This window comes from Vibrio sp. SG41-7 (genome assembly GCF_014164465.1).
In the GTDB taxonomy this organism is placed as follows: domain Bacteria; phylum Pseudomonadota; class Gammaproteobacteria; order Enterobacterales; family Vibrionaceae; genus Vibrio; species Vibrio splendidus.
This window is the reverse complement of sequence record NZ_JACJFF010000127.1, coordinates 1-14,341: the sequence shown is the minus strand read 5'-3', so window position 1 is coordinate 14,341 and position 14,341 is coordinate 1. Positions and strand designations below refer to the sequence as shown.

28 protein-coding genes and 1 pseudogene are annotated in these 14,341 nt (G+C 45.2%); all 29 read left to right on the top strand.

The genetic code is table 11. From position 1 onward, the window contains the following. Positions 1-132 (top strand): annotated as a pseudogene (tuf, locus tag H5300_RS22210) (elongation factor Tu); the annotation flags it as partial. A gap of 446 nt (positions 133-578) precedes the next feature. Next, entirely contained in the window at positions 579-890 is a 312-nt protein-coding gene (gene rpsJ, locus H5300_RS22205; RefSeq protein ID WP_004736761.1) for a 30S ribosomal protein S10, read from the top strand. A gap of 14 nt (positions 891-904) precedes the next feature. Beyond that, entirely contained in the window at positions 905-1,534 is a 630-nt protein-coding gene (gene rplC / locus H5300_RS22200) for a 50S ribosomal protein L3 (RefSeq protein ID WP_004736763.1), read from the top strand. Between the two features lie 16 nt (positions 1,535-1,550). Then, complete coding sequence (gene rplD / locus H5300_RS22195; RefSeq protein ID WP_004736764.1) at positions 1,551-2,153, top strand: 50S ribosomal protein L4; 603 nt, start codon at positions 1,551-1,553, stop codon at positions 2,151-2,153. Beyond that, positions 2,150-2,452, top strand: coding sequence for a 50S ribosomal protein L23 (gene rplW, locus H5300_RS22190; RefSeq protein ID WP_004736765.1), 303 nt, complete (start codon positions 2,150-2,152; stop codon positions 2,450-2,452). The genes rplD and rplW overlap by 4 nt, the downstream gene beginning before the upstream one ends. Before the next feature lie 14 nt (positions 2,453-2,466). Then, on the top strand, positions 2,467-3,291 hold the full coding sequence (gene rplB, locus H5300_RS22185) for a 50S ribosomal protein L2 (protein WP_017076297.1): 825 nt from the start codon (positions 2,467-2,469) through the stop codon (positions 3,289-3,291). A 19-nt stretch (positions 3,292-3,310) separates the two neighbouring features. Continuing rightward, positions 3,311-3,589: a 30S ribosomal protein S19 gene (gene rpsS, locus H5300_RS22180; protein WP_004736729.1), complete on the top strand. Its 279-nt coding sequence runs from the start codon at positions 3,311-3,313 to the stop codon at positions 3,587-3,589. A 10-nt stretch (positions 3,590-3,599) separates the two neighbouring features. After that, on the top strand, positions 3,600-3,932 hold the full coding sequence (gene rplV, locus H5300_RS22175; protein WP_004736732.1) for a 50S ribosomal protein L22: 333 nt from the start codon (positions 3,600-3,602) through the stop codon (positions 3,930-3,932). Between the two features lie 18 nt (positions 3,933-3,950). Further along, positions 3,951-4,649, top strand: a complete 699-nt coding sequence (rpsC, locus tag H5300_RS22170; protein ID WP_004736734.1) for a 30S ribosomal protein S3 — start codon at positions 3,951-3,953, stop codon at positions 4,647-4,649. A gap of 11 nt (positions 4,650-4,660) precedes the next feature. Then, complete coding sequence (gene rplP, locus H5300_RS22165; protein WP_004736736.1) at positions 4,661-5,071, top strand: 50S ribosomal protein L16; 411 nt, start codon at positions 4,661-4,663, stop codon at positions 5,069-5,071. Then, positions 5,071-5,262 (top strand): 50S ribosomal protein L29, encoded by a 192-nt coding sequence (gene rpmC, locus H5300_RS22160; protein ID WP_004736737.1) that lies wholly within the window; start codon positions 5,071-5,073, stop codon positions 5,260-5,262. Before rplP ends, rpmC begins: the two co-directional genes overlap by 1 nt. Next, entirely contained in the window at positions 5,262-5,516 is a 255-nt protein-coding gene (gene rpsQ, locus H5300_RS22155; RefSeq protein ID WP_004736739.1) for a 30S ribosomal protein S17, read from the top strand. The genes rpmC and rpsQ overlap by 1 nt, the downstream gene beginning before the upstream one ends. 162 nt (positions 5,517-5,678) lie before the next feature. Further along, entirely contained in the window at positions 5,679-6,050 is a 372-nt protein-coding gene (gene rplN, locus H5300_RS22150) for a 50S ribosomal protein L14 (RefSeq protein WP_004736740.1), read from the top strand. 11 nt (positions 6,051-6,061) lie between these two features. Beyond that, positions 6,062-6,379, top strand: coding sequence for a 50S ribosomal protein L24 (gene rplX, locus H5300_RS22145; RefSeq protein ID WP_004736742.1), 318 nt, complete (start codon positions 6,062-6,064; stop codon positions 6,377-6,379). A 24-nt stretch (positions 6,380-6,403) separates the two neighbouring features. Then, positions 6,404-6,943, top strand: a complete 540-nt coding sequence (gene rplE / locus H5300_RS22140) for a 50S ribosomal protein L5 (protein ID WP_004736744.1) — start codon at positions 6,404-6,406, stop codon at positions 6,941-6,943. Between the two features lie 16 nt (positions 6,944-6,959). Next, on the top strand, positions 6,960-7,265 hold the full coding sequence (gene rpsN / locus H5300_RS22135; RefSeq protein ID WP_004736747.1) for a 30S ribosomal protein S14: 306 nt from the start codon (positions 6,960-6,962) through the stop codon (positions 7,263-7,265). A gap of 29 nt (positions 7,266-7,294) precedes the next feature. After that, positions 7,295-7,687, top strand: a complete 393-nt coding sequence (rpsH, locus tag H5300_RS22130) for a 30S ribosomal protein S8 (RefSeq protein WP_004736749.1) — start codon at positions 7,295-7,297, stop codon at positions 7,685-7,687. Between the two features lie 10 nt (positions 7,688-7,697). Beyond that, positions 7,698-8,231 carry a 50S ribosomal protein L6 gene (gene rplF, locus H5300_RS22125; protein WP_004736750.1) on the top strand — a complete coding sequence of 178 codons (534 nt, stop codon included), beginning with the start codon at positions 7,698-7,700 and terminating at the stop codon, positions 8,229-8,231. A 9-nt stretch (positions 8,232-8,240) separates the two neighbouring features. After that, positions 8,241-8,594, top strand: a complete 354-nt coding sequence (rplR, locus tag H5300_RS22120) for a 50S ribosomal protein L18 (RefSeq protein ID WP_004736752.1) — start codon at positions 8,241-8,243, stop codon at positions 8,592-8,594. Between the two features lie 14 nt (positions 8,595-8,608). Beyond that, positions 8,609-9,109 (top strand): 30S ribosomal protein S5, encoded by a 501-nt coding sequence (gene rpsE / locus H5300_RS22115; RefSeq protein ID WP_004736754.1) that lies wholly within the window; start codon positions 8,609-8,611, stop codon positions 9,107-9,109. Between the two features lie 7 nt (positions 9,110-9,116). Continuing rightward, positions 9,117-9,293, top strand: coding sequence for a 50S ribosomal protein L30 (rpmD, locus tag H5300_RS22110; protein WP_004736756.1), 177 nt, complete (start codon positions 9,117-9,119; stop codon positions 9,291-9,293). Between the two features lie 5 nt (positions 9,294-9,298). After that, positions 9,299-9,733, top strand: coding sequence for a 50S ribosomal protein L15 (gene rplO, locus H5300_RS22105; RefSeq protein ID WP_004736758.1), 435 nt, complete (start codon positions 9,299-9,301; stop codon positions 9,731-9,733). Between the two features lie 20 nt (positions 9,734-9,753). After that, positions 9,754-11,088 (top strand): preprotein translocase subunit SecY, encoded by a 1,335-nt coding sequence (gene secY / locus H5300_RS22100; RefSeq protein ID WP_004736759.1) that lies wholly within the window; start codon positions 9,754-9,756, stop codon positions 11,086-11,088. A gap of 41 nt (positions 11,089-11,129) precedes the next feature. Beyond that, positions 11,130-11,243 carry a 50S ribosomal protein L36 gene (gene rpmJ / locus H5300_RS22095; RefSeq protein WP_000868186.1) on the top strand — a complete coding sequence of 38 codons (114 nt, stop codon included), beginning with the start codon at positions 11,130-11,132 and terminating at the stop codon, positions 11,241-11,243. A 149-nt stretch (positions 11,244-11,392) separates the two neighbouring features. Beyond that, positions 11,393-11,749 (top strand): 30S ribosomal protein S13, encoded by a 357-nt coding sequence (gene rpsM, locus H5300_RS22090; RefSeq protein ID WP_004738779.1) that lies wholly within the window; start codon positions 11,393-11,395, stop codon positions 11,747-11,749. A gap of 19 nt (positions 11,750-11,768) precedes the next feature. Next, a complete protein-coding gene (gene rpsK / locus H5300_RS22085) occupies positions 11,769-12,158 on the top strand; it encodes a 30S ribosomal protein S11 (protein ID WP_004738778.1) in 390 nt (129 codons plus the stop codon). Between the two features lie 31 nt (positions 12,159-12,189). Further along, positions 12,190-12,810 (top strand): 30S ribosomal protein S4, encoded by a 621-nt coding sequence (gene rpsD / locus H5300_RS22080; RefSeq protein WP_004729814.1) that lies wholly within the window; start codon positions 12,190-12,192, stop codon positions 12,808-12,810. A gap of 22 nt (positions 12,811-12,832) precedes the next feature. Next, positions 12,833-13,825 carry a DNA-directed RNA polymerase subunit alpha gene (locus H5300_RS22075; protein WP_004729813.1) on the top strand — a complete coding sequence of 331 codons (993 nt, stop codon included), beginning with the start codon at positions 12,833-12,835 and terminating at the stop codon, positions 13,823-13,825. Between the two features lie 24 nt (positions 13,826-13,849). Continuing rightward, entirely contained in the window at positions 13,850-14,230 is a 381-nt protein-coding gene (rplQ, locus tag H5300_RS22070) for a 50S ribosomal protein L17 (protein WP_004729812.1), read from the top strand. Positions 14,231-14,341 lie beyond the last annotated feature (111 nt).

Here is a 14,341-nt window from a genome sequence, read left to right as displayed (position 1 = left end):
ATGCCAGGTGACAACGTTCAAATGACTGTTGAGCTAATCGCTCCAATCGCAATGGACGAAGGTCTACGTTTCGCAATCCGCGAAGGTGGCCGTACAGTTGGTGCTGGTGTTGTAGCTAAAATCTTCGCTTAATAGCATTTAGATTTTTGCACACTCTTCATTAGAAGAGCACGCATCTGAAAAGGGAAGCTTCGGCTTCCCTTTTATTATTTATAGAGAAACATTCCTTTCCCGCGCAATAATCCATATCTCCCCAAGTTCCTTTTTCAATATATTCCGATTATTTTCCCAACACTACTTGCATACTAAAACGTGATCTGTATAATGCATCGCACTGGCTAACGCCGGTTTGTGAACCAATGAGCACTGAGGAGTAGGTCTTACCTAGTAATGTATACTCAGCTTATGTTCGCGGTTAATAAAAATAGTAAACTTCGTGTTTACTTCAAAAGTTAACTGACAATGCGTCCTGATTTTGGATGCTACGGTTTCACATAAATCAATCGGCATTCTCTCGTTCTTTCGAGCTTGAGTGGCGATATTGTTTGTGTAATTTTTAATAATTGGAGCTCTGTCTCATGCAGAACCAACGTATTCGTATCCGCCTTAAAGCGTTTGATTACAAGCTAATCGATGCTTCAACTGCGGAAATCGTTGAAACAGCAAAACGTACTGGCGCACAGGTTCGTGGTCCTATTCCACTTCCTACTCGTAAAGAGCGTTTCACTGTTCTTACCTCTCCACACGTCAACAAAGATGCACGTGACCAGTACGAAATTCGTACTCACAAGCGTTTGATCGACATCGTTGAGCCAACAGATAAAACTGTTGATGCTCTAATGCGTCTTGATCTTGCAGCTGGCGTTGATGTTCAAATCAGCCTAGGTTAAGGGAGATAAGAATAATGATTGGTCTAGTCGGACGTAAAGTGGGTATGACCCGCGTATTTACTGAAGAAGGCGTTTCTATCCCAGTAACTGTTGTTGAGGTTGAAGCGAACCGTATTTCTCAAGTTAAAACTCTTGAGACAGACGGCTACGCAGCAATCCAAGTAACTACTGGTGCTAAGAAAGCTAACCGTGTAACTAAACCTGAAGCTGGTCACTTCGCGAAAGCGGGTGTAGAAGCAGGTCGCGGTCTTTGGGAATTCCGTTTAGAAAACGGCGAAGAGTTTGAAGTTGGCGCTGAGCTAAACGTAGAACTTTTCAACGAAATTAAAAAAGTAGACGTTACTGGTACATCTAAAGGTAAAGGCTTCCAAGGCGCTATCAAGCGTTGGAATTTCTCTACTCAAGATATGACTCACGGTAACTCTTTGTCTCACCGCGCACCGGGTTCAATTGGCCAATGTCAAACTCCAGGCCGCGTGTTTAAAGGCAAGAAAATGGCAGGTCACATGGGAGCTGAGCGTGTAACGACTCAAAACCTAGAGATCGTACGTGTTGACGCTGAGCGCAATCTACTCCTTATTAAAGGTGCAGTACCAGGCTCAACAGGCGGTAACGTGATCGTAAAACCTGCTGTTAAAGCATAACGTCTAGGAGTAAGTAATGGAATTGATGGTTAAAGGTGCTGATGCACTAACTGTTTCCGAGACTACTTTCGGACGTGACTTTAACGAAGCTCTAGTACACCAAGTAGTTGTTGCATATGCAGCAGGTGCTCGTCAAGGTACTCGTGCTCAAAAGACTCGTTCTGAAGTATCAGGCGGCGGTGCTAAGCCATGGCGCCAAAAAGGTACTGGCCGTGCACGTGCTGGTACAATTCGTAGCCCAATCTGGCGTACAGGTGGTGTTACTTTTGCTGCGAAACCACAAGATCACAGCCAAAAAGTAAACAAAAAAATGTACCGCGGTGCTATGAAGAGCATTCTGTCTGAGTTGATTCGTCAAGAGCGTCTAATCGTTGTTGATAACTTCTCTGTAGAAGCACCAAAAACAAAAGAACTTGTAGCTAAGCTTAAAGAGCTTGAGCTAAACGACGTTCTGATTGTGACTGGCGAAGTAGATGAAAATCTATTCTTAGCTGCTCGTAACCTATACAAAGTAGATGCACGTGATGTTGCTGGTGTTGATCCAGTATCACTAATCGCTTTCGACAAGGTTCTGATGACTGCTGACGCAGTTAAGCAAGTTGAGGAGATGCTAGCATGATCACTGAAGAGCGTATCTTAAAAGTTCTACGTGCTCCGCACATCTCTGAAAAAGCAACTATGGCAGCTGAGAAAGCGAACACTATCGTTTTCAAAGTAGCTAAAGATGCAACTAAGAAAGAGATCAAAGCAGCTGTAGAAAAGCTATTTGAAGTTGAAGTTAAGTCTGTAAATACTCTTGTATTAAAGGGTAAGACCAAACGTCAAGGTATGCGTGAAGGCCGTCGTTCAGACGTTAAGAAAGCCTACGTTACTTTGAAAGAAGGTCAAGATCTTGACTTCGTTGGCGGCGCGGAATAACAGGAGTAGTAAAAATGGCTATTGTTAAATGTAAGCCGACTTCCCCTGGTCGTCGTCACGTCGTTAAAGTTGTTAACGCTGACCTGCACAAGGGTAAGCCATACGCACCACTTTTAGAGAAAAACTCTAAGAACGGTGGTCGTAACAACAACGGTCGTATTACAGTACGTCACATCGGTGGTGGTCATAAACACCATTACCGTCTGATTGACTTCAAACGTACTAAAGATGGCATCCCAGCGAAAGTTGAGCGTCTAGAATACGATCCAAACCGTAGTGCTAACATCGCTCTAGTTCTGTACGCAGACGGTGAGCGTCGTTACATCATTGCACCTAAAGGTGTTAACGCAGGCGACCAGATTCAATCTGGCGTAGATGCTGCAATCAAAGCAGGTAACACTCTGCCGATGCGCAACATCCCAGTAGGTTCTACTGTACACTGTGTTGAACTTAAGCCTGGTAAAGGTGCACAACTAGCTCGTTCGGCTGGTGCTTATGCTCAAATCATCGCTCGCGATGGTGCATACGTAACGATCCGTCTACGTTCTGGTGAAATGCGCAAAGTACTTTCTGAAGGTCGTGCAACGATCGGTGAAGTTGGTAACTCTGAGCATATGCTACGTGAACTTGGTAAAGCTGGTGCTTCACGCTGGCGCGGCGTACGTCCAACCGTACGTGGTGTAGTAATGAACCCGGTGGATCACCCACATGGTGGTGGTGAAGGCCGCACATCTGGTGGTCGTCACCCAGTATCTCCTTGGGGCGTTCCTACTAAGGGCTTCAAGACTCGTAAGAATAAGCGCACTGACAAGTACATCGTACGTCGTCGCACTAAATAATTTATAAAGAGGAATCGCCATGCCACGTTCTCTCAAGAAAGGTCCTTTTATTGACCTACACTTGCTGAAGAAGGTAGAGAAAGCGGTGGAAAGCGGAGACAAAAAGCCTATTAAGACTTGGTCCCGTCGCTCAATGATCATCCCAACAATGATTGGTTTGACCATCGCTGTCCATAATGGTCGTCAGCACGTCCCTGTTTTCGTTACCGAAGAAATGATCGGTCACAAACTAGGCGAATTTGCACCAACTCGTACTTATCGCGGTCATGCTGCAGATAAGAAAGCTAAGAAGAAATAAGGAGTAGATGATGGAAGCTTTAGCTAAACATAACTTTGCTCGTATTTCTCCACAGAAAGCTCGCTTAGTTGCAGACCAAATTCGCGGTAAGTCGGTAGACCAGGCTCTAGAAATTCTAACTTTCAGCAACAAAAAAGCTGCTGTTTTAGTTAAGAAAGTTCTTGAGTCAGCTATCGCTAACGCGGAACATAACGAAGGTGCAGATATCGACGATCTAAATGTCGCTAAAATCTTCGTAGATGAGGGCCCTATCATGAAGCGTATTATGCCTCGTGCTAAAGGCCGTGCGGATCGTATCTTGAAGCGTTCAAGCCACATCACTATTGTTGTAGCAGATCGCTAAAGACTAGGAGAGTAAGCAATGGGTCAGAAAGTACATCCTAATGGTATTCGTCTTGGCATCGTCAAGCCTTGGAATGCTACATGGTTTGCTAATACCAACGAATTCGCTGACAACCTAGACGGCGACTTCAAGGTACGTCAGTTCCTTACCAAGGAACTACAAAAAGCATCATTATCTCGTATCGTTATCGAGCGTCCAGCGAAGAGCATCCGTGTGACTATTCACACAGCTCGTCCTGGCGTTGTTATCGGTAAGAAAGGTGAAGACGTAGAGAAGCTACGCGCAGCTGTAGCTAAAATCGCAGGTGTACCAGCGCAAATTAACATCGCTGAAGTACGTAAGCCTGAGCTAGATGGTCAGCTTGTAGCTGATAGCATCGCGTCTCAACTAGAGCGTCGTGTTATGTTCCGTCGTGCAATGAAGCGTGCGGTACAAAATGCTATGCGTCTAGGCGCTAAAGGCATCAAAGTACAAGTAGGCGGCCGTCTTGGCGGTGCTGAAATCGCACGTTCAGAGTGGTACCGTGAAGGCCGTGTGCCTCTACACACTCTACGTGCAGACATTGATTACGCAACTTCTTCGGCTCACACTCAATACGGTGTGATCGGCATTAAAGTTTGGATCTTCAAAGGTGAGATTCTAGGCGGTATGCCAGCTGCTAACGCAGTAGAGCCAAAAGGCGATAAGCCTAAGAAGCAGCGTAAAGGCCGTAAGTAAGGAGTCGAACGATGCTACAACCAAAACGTACTAAGTTCCGCAAGGTTATGACTGGTCGTAACCGTGGTCTAGCTAAAGGTACTGAAGTAAGCTTCGGCGAATTCGGTCTTAAAGCTGTTGGCCGTGGTCGTCTGACTGCACGTCAAATCGAAGCGGCACGTCGTGCTATGACACGTCACATTAAGCGTCAAGGTCAAATCTGGATCCGTGTTTTCCCAGACAAACCAATTACTGAAAAGCCTCTTGAAGTTCGTCAAGGTAAAGGTAAAGGTTCAGTTGCGTACTGGGTTGCTCAAATCCAACCAGGCAAAGTTATGTACGAGATGAATGGCGTACCTGAAGAGTTGGCACGTGAAGCGTTCCGCCTAGCGGCGCGTAAACTGCCTGTTAAAACTACTTTTGTAACTAAGCAGGTGATGTGATGAAAGCACAAGATCTACGCGAAAAGAACGTTGAAGAGCTTAACGCTGAGCTATTGAATTTGCTACGTGAACAGTTCAACTTGCGCATGCAAGCTGCAACTGGTCAACTTCAGCAAACTCATACTCTAAAAGCTGTACGCCGTGACATCGCACGTGTGAAAACTGTTTTGACTGAAAAGGCAGGCGCATAATGAGCGAAACTAACCGCATCCAGCAAGGCCGTGTAGTAAGTGACAAGATGGACAAGTCTATCGTTGTTGCTATTGAGCGTACTGTAAAACACCCAATTTACGGTAAGTTCATCAAACGCACGACTAAAGTACACGCACACGACGAAGACAACACTTGTGGCCTAGGCGACAAAGTTGAAATCGCTGAGTGTCGTCCTCTGTCTAAGACTAAGTCTTGGACATTGGTTAAAGTTCTAGAAAAAGCGAAGATTTAATCTTTGTAATTCTATAACTTATAAGCGGCTCCAAATTATTTTTTGGAGCCGCTTGTTTTTTGTCTACCCAATTTAAAAAAAGGGTGGTACAATTCGCGTCCCTTTTAAAGAGGCAGCCCGACCCGAGAGGGTCTAGTTTTAATATTTAGCGGAGCACTAACAATGATCCAGATGCAAAGTACACTTGACGCAGCAGATAACTCTGGCGCGCGCAAGGTAATGTGTATTAAGGTTCTGGGTGGCTCTCACCGCCGTTATGCACATATCGGTGACGTCATCAAGGTTACAGTGAAGGAAGCGATTCCTCGCGGTAAAGTAAAGAAAGGTGATGTTCTGAAGGCGGTAGTAGTGCGCACCCGTAAAGGCGTTCGTCGCCCAGACGGTTCTGTCATTCGCTTCGACAGTAATGCTTGTGTATTGTTAAATGACACTACTGAGCAACCAGTCGGCACACGTATCTTTGGTCCTGTGACTCGTGAACTTCGTAACGCGAAATTCATGAAGATTGTATCACTTGCACCTGAAGTTCTGTAAGGAGCGGCAACATGGCAGCTAAAATCCGTCGTAACGACGAAGTAATCATTCTTGCTGGTAAAGATAAAGGCAAGAAAGGTAAAGTAACTAAGGTTCTGACAACTGGTAAAGTTGTTGTTGAAGGCATCAATCTTGTTAAAAAACACCAAAAGCCGGTTCCGGCTCTAGGTCAACAAGGTGGCATCGTTGAACAAGAAGCAGCTATTGATGCTTCTAACGTTGCAGTCTTTAACGCGGCTACTGGTAAAGCAGACCGTATCGGTTTCCGTATCGAAGATGGCAAGAAAGTTCGTTTCTTCAAATCTAACGGCGAAACTGTTTCTAACTAATTAGAAGTAATTTGGAGTTCTACTATGGCGAAACTGCATGATTACTACAAGTCGTCTGTAGTCGCTGAGCTTACCAAAGAGTTCAGCTACACAAGCGTCATGCAAGTCCCTAGGATTGAGAAAATCACCCTAAACATGGGCGTTGGTGAAGCAATCAACGATAAGAAACTGCTAGAAAACGCAGCATCTGATATGGCAACGATCTCTGGTCAAAAGCCACTTATCACGAAAGCGCGTAAATCTGTAGCTGGTTTCAAAATTCGTGAAGGCTACCCAATTGGTTGTAAAGTAACCTTGCGTGGTGAGCGCATGTGGGAATTTTTAGAGCGTTTAATCTCTATCGCACTTCCACGTGTACGTGATTTCCGTGGTGTTAGCGCTAAGTCTTTTGACGGACGCGGTAACTACAGCATGGGCGTTCGCGAGCAAATCATCTTTCCGGAAATCGACTACGATAAAGTCGATCGTGTCCGCGGTCTTGATATTACTATCACGACATCTGCGGGATCCGATGAGGAAGGCCGAGCTCTGCTGGCTGCCTTTAACTTCCCATTCCGTAAGTAAGGGTAGGGTTACTGTTATGGCTAAACAATCAATGAAAGCACGTGAAGCTAAACGTGCAAAACTAGTAGTTAAGTTCGCTGAAAAGCGTTCTGCGCTAAAAGTTATCATTAGCGATGTAAACGCATCTGAAGAAGATCGTTGGAATGCGGTTCTTAAACTGCAATCTCTTCCACGTGATTCAAGTGCATCACGTCAGCGCAACCGTTGCAACCAAACTGGTCGTCCACACGGTTACCTACGTAAATTCGGTCTAAGCCGCATTAAGGTTCGTGAAGCTTGCATGAAAGGCGAGATTCCGGGTCTTCGTAAGGCTAGCTGGTAATTGCCACTTAATCATTTGGAGTAAATCTTATGAGCATGCAAGATCCGATTTCGGATATGCTGACCCGAGTTCGTAACGGTCAGGCAGCAAATAAAGTTGCTGTAAAAATGCCTTCTTCAAAGCTTAAAGTTGCAATTGCTGCATTACTTAAAGCTGAAGGTTACATCGTAGACTTCGCTGTTGACAGCGAAGTAAAACCTGAGCTAGAAGTTACTCTTAAGTACTTCCAAGCTAAACCTGTAATCGAGCAAATCAAGCGTGTATCACGTCCTGGTCTAAGAGTTTATAAAAATAAAGACTCTTTACCTACAGTGATGGGTGGTCTTGGTATTGCAGTTGTTTCTACTTCCAAGGGTCTGATGTCTGACCGTGCTGCTCGCAAAGCAGGTCTTGGCGGTGAAATCATCTGTTACGTAGCTTAAGGAGTAGATTATGTCTCGTGTTGCTAAAGCACCTGTCGCTATTCCAGCTGGCGTAGAGGTGAAACTAAACGGCCAAGAAGTTACTGTAAAAGGTAGCAAAGGTGAGCTTACTCGCGTTCTTAACAGCGCCGTAGTTATTGCACAGGAAGAAAACAACCTAACTTTCGGTCCGAAAGAAGGTGTTACTAACGCATGGGCACAGGCTGGTACAGCTCGCGCTCTAGTTAATAACATGGTTGTGGGTGTTACTCAGGGCTTCGTTAAGAAGTTAACTCTTAAAGGTGTTGGTTACCGTGCTGCTATCAAAGGCAACTCTGTAGGTCTAACACTAGGCTTTTCTCACCCAGTAGAGCACGCTCTACCTGAAGGTATTAAAGCTGAGTGCCCTAGCCAAACTGAGATCATTATTACTGGTTGCGATAAGCAAGTAGTAGGTCAAGTTGCGGCTGACATTCGTTCTTACCGTGCTCCTGAACCTTATAAAGGTAAAGGTGTTCGTTACGCAGATGAAAATGTGCGTACTAAAGAAGCTAAGAAGAAGTAAGGTATCACTATGGATAAGAAAGCATCTCGCATCCGTCGTGCTACACGTGCACGTCGTAAGATTGCAGAACTTGGCGCAACTCGCTTGGTAGTACACCGTACTCCTCGCCATGTTTACGCTCAAGTTATCTCGGCAAACGGCTCTGAGGTTATCGCAGCTGCTTCTACTGTAGAAAAAGCGATCCGTGAGCAAGTTAAGAACACTAGTAACGTTGATGCAGCTAAAGCAGTTGGTAAAGCTGTTGCTGAGCGCGCTCTTGAAAAAGGCGTAGCTACAGTTGCATTTGATCGTTCTGGTTTCCAATACCACGGTCGAGTAGCGGCGCTAGCAGATTCTGCTCGCGAAGCTGGTCTGAAATTCTAAGGTAGGGTTGGAAGATGGCTAAAGAACAACAACAAGCTAATGATTTGCAAGAAAAGCTGATCGCTGTTAACCGTGTATCTAAGACGGTTAAAGGTGGTCGAATCATGAGCTTCACTGCACTAACAGTAGTTGGTGACGGTAATGGTCGTGTAGGTTTCGGTTACGGCAAAGCTCGTGAAGTACCTGCTGCGATTCAAAAAGCAATGGAAAAAGCGCGTCGTAACATGGTTACTGTTGCGCTTAACGAAGGCACTCTTCACCACCCGGTGAAAGGTCGTCATTCGGGCTCTAAAGTTTACATGCAGCCAGCTGCTGAAGGTACAGGTGTTATTGCCGGTGGTGCAATGCGTGCCGTACTTGAAGTTGCAGGCGTACATAACGTACTTTCTAAAGCATACGGTTCAACGAACCCAATCAACGTTGTTCGCGCAACGATTGGTGCTCTAGTAGACGTTAAGTCACCAGAAATGGTTGCTGCTAAACGTGGTCTAACTGTTGAATCTATTTCGGAGTAAGAACACGATGGCAACTATTAAAGTAACTCAAACTAAAAGCTCAATTGGTCGCCTACCTAAGCACAAAGCGTGTCTTAAAGGTCTAGGTCTTCGTCGCATCAACCATACAGTAGAACTTGAAGATACACCGTGCGTACGCGGTATGATCAACAAGGTTTACTACATGGTTAAGATTGAGGAGTAATCAGAATGCGTTTGAATACTCTATCACCGGCTGCTGGCTCTAAACCTTCTAAGAAGCGTGTAGGTCGTGGTATCGGTTCTGGCCTTGGTAAAACAGGTGGCCGCGGTCACAAAGGTCAAAAGTCACGTTCTGGCGGCTCTGTTCGTCCAGGTTTTGAAGGCGGTCAAATGCCTCTAAAACAACGTCTACCTAAATTCGGTTTCACTTCTCGTAAGAGCCTAGTGTCTGCTGAAGTTCGTCTAGCTGAGCTAGCGAAAGTAACAGGTGACGTAGTTGATCTTAACAGCCTTAAAGCTGCTAACGTTATCACTAAGAACATCGAGTTTGTTAAGATCGTTCTTTCTGGTGACCTAAGTAAAGCTGTGACTGTTAAAGGTCTACGCGTGACTAAAGGCGCTAAAGCTGCAATCGAAGCTGCAGGCGGTAAAATCGAGGAATAATCTCGAGGAACGAGGTACAGATGGCTAAGAAACCAGGAAAAGATTTTCGTAGTGCTCAAAGCGGCTTAAGTGAACTAAAGTCGCGCTTATTATTCGTAATTGGTGCACTTTTAGTATTCCGAGCCGGCTCTTTTGTGCCGATCCCTGGTATTGACGCAGCTGTACTTGCCGATTTGTTCGATCAGCAAAAAGGTACCATCGTAGAAATGTTTAACATGTTCTCCGGTGGTGCTCTTGAGCGTGCATCTATATTAGCATTGGGTATCATGCCGTACATTTCGGCATCGATCGTAGTCCAATTGCTAACTGTAGTTCATCCAGCGTTAGCGGAACTCAAGAAAGAGGGTGAAGCAGGCCGTCGTAAGATAAGCCAATATACACGCTACGGCACGCTTGTACTTGCAACATTCCAAGCTATTGGTATCGCAACAGGCTTACCAAACATGGTCGACAATCTGGTTGTTATCAACCAAACCATGTTTACGCTTATTGCTACCGTGAGTTTAGTAACTGGTACCATGTTTTTGATGTGGTTAGGTGAACAAATCACTGAGCGAGGAATCGGTAATGGTATTTCCATTCTGATTTTTGCAGGTATTGTTGCTGGATTGCCTTCTGCAATCGGTCAAACAATCGAGCAAGCGCGTCAAGGTGAATTGCATGTGCTTCTTCTGTTGTTTATCGCGGTATTGTCTTTTGCTGTAATTTACTTCGTGGTTTTCATGGAGCGTGGTCAACGTCGTATCGTCGTTAACTATGCGAAGCGTCAACAAGGTCGTAAAGTGTTTGCAGCACAAAGTTCTCATTTGCCACTTAAGATTAATATGGCAGGTGTTATACCAGCGATTTTTGCATCAAGTATTATTTTGTTCCCAGGAACATTAGCGCAGTGGTTTGGTCAAAATGGTGAAAGCAGCGCGTTCGGTTGGTTAACTGACGTGTCATTAGCTCTTAGCCCAGGTCAACCGTTGTATGTAATGCTTTATGCAGCAGCTATAATCTTCTTCTGTTTCTTCTATACAGCGTTGGTGTTTAACCCACGTGAAACAGCTGATAACTTGAAGAAGTCTGGTGCATTCGTACCCGGTATCCGCCCAGGTGAGCAGACAGCGAAATATATCGATAAAGTGATGACTAGACTGACCCTTGCGGGCGCTCTATACATTACTTTTATATGTCTGATTCCTGAGTTCATGATGGTCGCGTGGAACGTTCGTTTCTACTTTGGCGGCACTTCCCTACTAATCGTAGTGGTTGTTATCATGGATTTCATGGCACAGGTACAGACTCATCTGATGTCACAACAGTATGATTCTGTGTTAAAGAAAGCGAATCTGAAAGGTTACGGCCGTTAATTCGGTAGTAATTATTTCGATTCCATTTACGGAGTTTAGCAATGAAAGTTCGTGCTTCCGTTAAAAAAATCTGCCGTAACTGTAAAGTTATCAAGCGTAACGGTGTCGTTCGCGTGATTTGCAGTGAGCCAAAGCATAAGCAACGCCAAGGCTAATCAGCAGAAATTTTTACTTGAAATACTAGGTAGAGTCGAGTATATTCCTCGGCCTACCTTTTGCGTGCAAAAGAAGTAGTATGCCGCAGCGTATCCATAACGGGCTTTGCTGCGGATAATTCTTTTATGAACCCCCTTAGGAGTGAATAATGGCCCGTATAGCCGGCATTAACATTCCTGATCATAAGCATTCTGTAATTGCACTTACTGCAATCTACGGTATTGGTAAAACTCGCTCTCAAGCTATTCTAGCTGAAGTGGGTATTGCTGAAGATGCTAAGATCAGTGAACTAACTGAAGAGCAGATCGATCAACTGCGTGATGGTGTAGCTAAATACACTGTAGAAGGTGATCTACGTCGTGAAGTATCGATGAACATCAAGCGTCTTATGGACCTTGGCTGTTACCGCGGTCTTCGTCATCGTCGCAGTCTACCACTACGTGGACAGCGTACTAAAACCAACGCTCGCACCCGTAAGGGTCCGCGCAAGCCGATCAAGAAATAGTCGGATAAGGTAGAGTACAATGGCAAAACAACCAACTCGCGCGCGTAAGCGCGTACGCAAGCAAGTAGCTGATGGCGTAGCGCACATTCATGCTTCTTTCAACAACACAATCGTAACTATCACTGACCGCCAAGGCAACGCTCTTGCATGGGCTACAGCAGGTGGTTCAGGTTTCCGTGGTTCTCGTAAATCTACTCCGTTCGCAGCACAAGTTGCAGCTGAGCGTTGTGGTGAAATGGCTAAAGAATATGGCCTAAAGAACTTGGAAGTTATGGTTAAGGGTCCAGGTCCAGGTCGCGAATCTACTGTTCGTGCACTGAACGCTGCTGGTTTCCGTATCACTAACATTGTTGATGCGACACCAATCCCTCATAACGGTTGTCGTCCACCTAAGAAACGTCGCGTTTAAGTTTCGTTTCTAGGAATATTGGAGAAAGATCATGGCAAGATATTTGGGTCCTAAGCTGAAGCTTAGCCGTCGCGAAGGTACTGACTTATTCCTTAAGTCTGGTGTCCGTGCGATCGATACCAAGTGTAAAATTGATAACGCACCAGGTGTACACGGCGCTCGTCGCGGTCGTCTATCTGAGTATGGCGTTCAGCTTCGTGAGAAGCAAAAAGTTCGTCGTATCTACGGCGTTCTAGAAAAACAATTCCGCAACTACTACAAAGAAGCTGCACGTCTTAAAGGCAACACAGGTGCAAACCTGCTTCAGCTTCTTGAAGGTCGTCTTGATAACGTAGTTTACCGTATGGGCTTTGGCGCTACTCGTGCTGAATCTCGTCAACTAGTTAGCCACAAGTCTGTTCTAGTTAACGGTAAAGTTGTAAACGTTCCTTCTTTCAAAGTAGCGGCTAACGACGTTGTTTCTATCCGCGAGAAAGCTAAACAGCAATCTCGTATTAAAGCGGCTCTAGAAGTTGCTGAACAACGTGAAAAGCCAACTTGGATTGAAGTAGATGCTAGCAAAATGGAAGGTACATTCAAGCGTATGCCTGAGCGTTCTGACCTATCAGCTGACATCAATGAACACTTGATCGTCGAACTTTACTCTAAGTAAGGTTAAAAAAAGAGAGGACACAATGCAGGGTTCTGTAACAGAATTTCTTAAGCCGCGTCTTGTTGACATTGAACAGATCAATACGACACACGCGAAAGTAACTCTTGAGCCATTAGAGCGCGGTTTCGGCCACACTCTAGGTAATGCTCTTCGCCGCATTCTTCTATCTTCTATGCCGGGTTGTGCCGTAACAGAAGTTGAAATTGAAGGTGTGCTACACGAATACAGCACTAAAGAAGGCGTTCAGGAAGATATCCTGGAAATCCTTCTAAACCTTAAAGGTTTAGCTGTACGCGTTGCTGAAGGCAAAGATGAAGTGTTTATTACACTGAACAAATCAGGCTCAGGCCCTGTTGTTGCAGGTGACATCACCCACGATGGTGATGTAGAGATCGCTAACCCTGAGCACGTAATTTGTCACCTAACGGATGACAATGCTGAGATCGCTATGCGTATCAAAGTAGAACGTGGTCGTGGTTACGTTCCAGCTTCAGCTCGTATCCATACTGAAGAAGATGAGCGTCCTATCGGTCGTCTATTAGTTGACGCTACTTACAGCCCGGTTGATAAAATCGCCTATGCTGTAGAAGCGGCACGTGTAGAACAACGTACTGATTTAGACAAGCTTGTTATCGATATGGAAACGAACGGTACTCTAGAACCTGAGGAAGCAATCCGTCGTGCAGCTACTATTTTAGCTGAACAACTGGATGCGTTCGTAGATCTTCGTGATGTACGTGTACCTGAGGAGAAGGAAGAGAAGCCAGAATTCGATCCTATCCTACTACGTCCTGTAGACGATCTTGAACTAACAGTTCGCTCTGCTAACTGTTTGAAAGCAGAAGCGATTCACTACATCGGTGATCTTGTACAGCGCACTGAGGTTGAGCTACTTAAAACGCCAAACCTTGGTAAGAAATCTCTTACAGAGATTAAAGATGTGCTTGCTTCACGTGGTCTTTCTCTAGGCATGCGCCTAGAAAACTGGCCACCAGCGTCAATCGCTGAAGATTAATCGAAAAGTTAGAAGGATTAGGTCATGCGCCATCGTAAAAGTGGTCGTCAACTCAACCGCAACAGCAGTCATCGCAAAGCGATGTTCAGCAACATGGCTAGCTCTCTTGTTCGTCACGAAGTTATTAAAACTACCGTGCCTAAAGCAAAAGAACTACGTCGCGTAATTGAGCCATTGATTACCCTAGCTAAGACAGACAGTGTTGCTAACCGTCGTCTTGCATTTGCTCGCACTCGTGATAACGAAGTTGTGGCAAAACTATTTAATGAACTAGGCCCGCGTTTCGCGGCTCGCCAAGGTGGTTACACTCGCATTCTTAAATGTGGTTTCCGTACTGGTGATAAAGCTCCAATGGCTTACATTGAGCTTGTAGACCGCCCGGCTGCTGAAGAAGCTGCTGAGTAATCTATACTAGATTCTTAATACAAAAAGCCGAGCATTAGCTCGGCTTTTTTTGTTTCTATCGAATCGAAAAATTGCACCACGATGTTTGGCATTTTTACTTGCCTGCTCTGC

Excerpts from the sequence above, each read along its gene's own strand:
- rpsJ (WP_004736761.1), top strand. The coding sequence starts at position 579 with ATGCAGAACCAACGTATTCGTATCCGCCTTAAAGCGTTTGATTACAAG.
- rplC (WP_004736763.1), top strand. The coding sequence starts at position 905 with ATGATTGGTCTAGTCGGACGTAAAGTGGGTATGACCCGCGTATTTACT.
- rplD (WP_004736764.1), top strand. The coding sequence starts at position 1,551 with ATGGAATTGATGGTTAAAGGTGCTGATGCACTAACTGTTTCCGAGACT.
- rplW (WP_004736765.1), top strand. The coding sequence starts at position 2,150 with ATGATCACTGAAGAGCGTATCTTAAAAGTTCTACGTGCTCCGCACATC.
- rplB (WP_017076297.1), top strand. The coding sequence starts at position 2,467 with ATGGCTATTGTTAAATGTAAGCCGACTTCCCCTGGTCGTCGTCACGTC.
- rpsS (WP_004736729.1), top strand. The coding sequence starts at position 3,311 with ATGCCACGTTCTCTCAAGAAAGGTCCTTTTATTGACCTACACTTGCTG.
- rplV (WP_004736732.1), top strand. The coding sequence starts at position 3,600 with ATGGAAGCTTTAGCTAAACATAACTTTGCTCGTATTTCTCCACAGAAA.
- rpsC (WP_004736734.1), top strand. The coding sequence starts at position 3,951 with ATGGGTCAGAAAGTACATCCTAATGGTATTCGTCTTGGCATCGTCAAG.
- rplP (WP_004736736.1), top strand. The coding sequence starts at position 4,661 with ATGCTACAACCAAAACGTACTAAGTTCCGCAAGGTTATGACTGGTCGT.
- rpmC (WP_004736737.1), top strand. The coding sequence starts at position 5,071 with ATGAAAGCACAAGATCTACGCGAAAAGAACGTTGAAGAGCTTAACGCT.
- rpsQ (WP_004736739.1), top strand. The coding sequence starts at position 5,262 with ATGAGCGAAACTAACCGCATCCAGCAAGGCCGTGTAGTAAGTGACAAG.
- rplN (WP_004736740.1), top strand. The coding sequence starts at position 5,679 with ATGATCCAGATGCAAAGTACACTTGACGCAGCAGATAACTCTGGCGCG.
- rplX (WP_004736742.1), top strand. The coding sequence starts at position 6,062 with ATGGCAGCTAAAATCCGTCGTAACGACGAAGTAATCATTCTTGCTGGT.
- rplE (WP_004736744.1), top strand. The coding sequence starts at position 6,404 with ATGGCGAAACTGCATGATTACTACAAGTCGTCTGTAGTCGCTGAGCTT.
- rpsN (WP_004736747.1), top strand. The coding sequence starts at position 6,960 with ATGGCTAAACAATCAATGAAAGCACGTGAAGCTAAACGTGCAAAACTA.
- rpsH (WP_004736749.1), top strand. The coding sequence starts at position 7,295 with ATGAGCATGCAAGATCCGATTTCGGATATGCTGACCCGAGTTCGTAAC.
- rplF (WP_004736750.1), top strand. The coding sequence starts at position 7,698 with ATGTCTCGTGTTGCTAAAGCACCTGTCGCTATTCCAGCTGGCGTAGAG.
- rplR (WP_004736752.1), top strand. The coding sequence starts at position 8,241 with ATGGATAAGAAAGCATCTCGCATCCGTCGTGCTACACGTGCACGTCGT.
- rpsE (WP_004736754.1), top strand. The coding sequence starts at position 8,609 with ATGGCTAAAGAACAACAACAAGCTAATGATTTGCAAGAAAAGCTGATC.
- rpmD (WP_004736756.1), top strand. The coding sequence starts at position 9,117 with ATGGCAACTATTAAAGTAACTCAAACTAAAAGCTCAATTGGTCGCCTA.
- rplO (WP_004736758.1), top strand. The coding sequence starts at position 9,299 with ATGCGTTTGAATACTCTATCACCGGCTGCTGGCTCTAAACCTTCTAAG.
- secY (WP_004736759.1), top strand. The coding sequence starts at position 9,754 with ATGGCTAAGAAACCAGGAAAAGATTTTCGTAGTGCTCAAAGCGGCTTA.
- rpmJ (WP_000868186.1), top strand. The coding sequence starts at position 11,130 with ATGAAAGTTCGTGCTTCCGTTAAAAAAATCTGCCGTAACTGTAAAGTT.
- rpsM (WP_004738779.1), top strand. The coding sequence starts at position 11,393 with ATGGCCCGTATAGCCGGCATTAACATTCCTGATCATAAGCATTCTGTA.
- rpsK (WP_004738778.1), top strand. The coding sequence starts at position 11,769 with ATGGCAAAACAACCAACTCGCGCGCGTAAGCGCGTACGCAAGCAAGTA.
- rpsD (WP_004729814.1), top strand. The coding sequence starts at position 12,190 with ATGGCAAGATATTTGGGTCCTAAGCTGAAGCTTAGCCGTCGCGAAGGT.
- H5300_RS22075 (WP_004729813.1), top strand. The coding sequence starts at position 12,833 with ATGCAGGGTTCTGTAACAGAATTTCTTAAGCCGCGTCTTGTTGACATT.
- rplQ (WP_004729812.1), top strand. The coding sequence starts at position 13,850 with ATGCGCCATCGTAAAAGTGGTCGTCAACTCAACCGCAACAGCAGTCAT.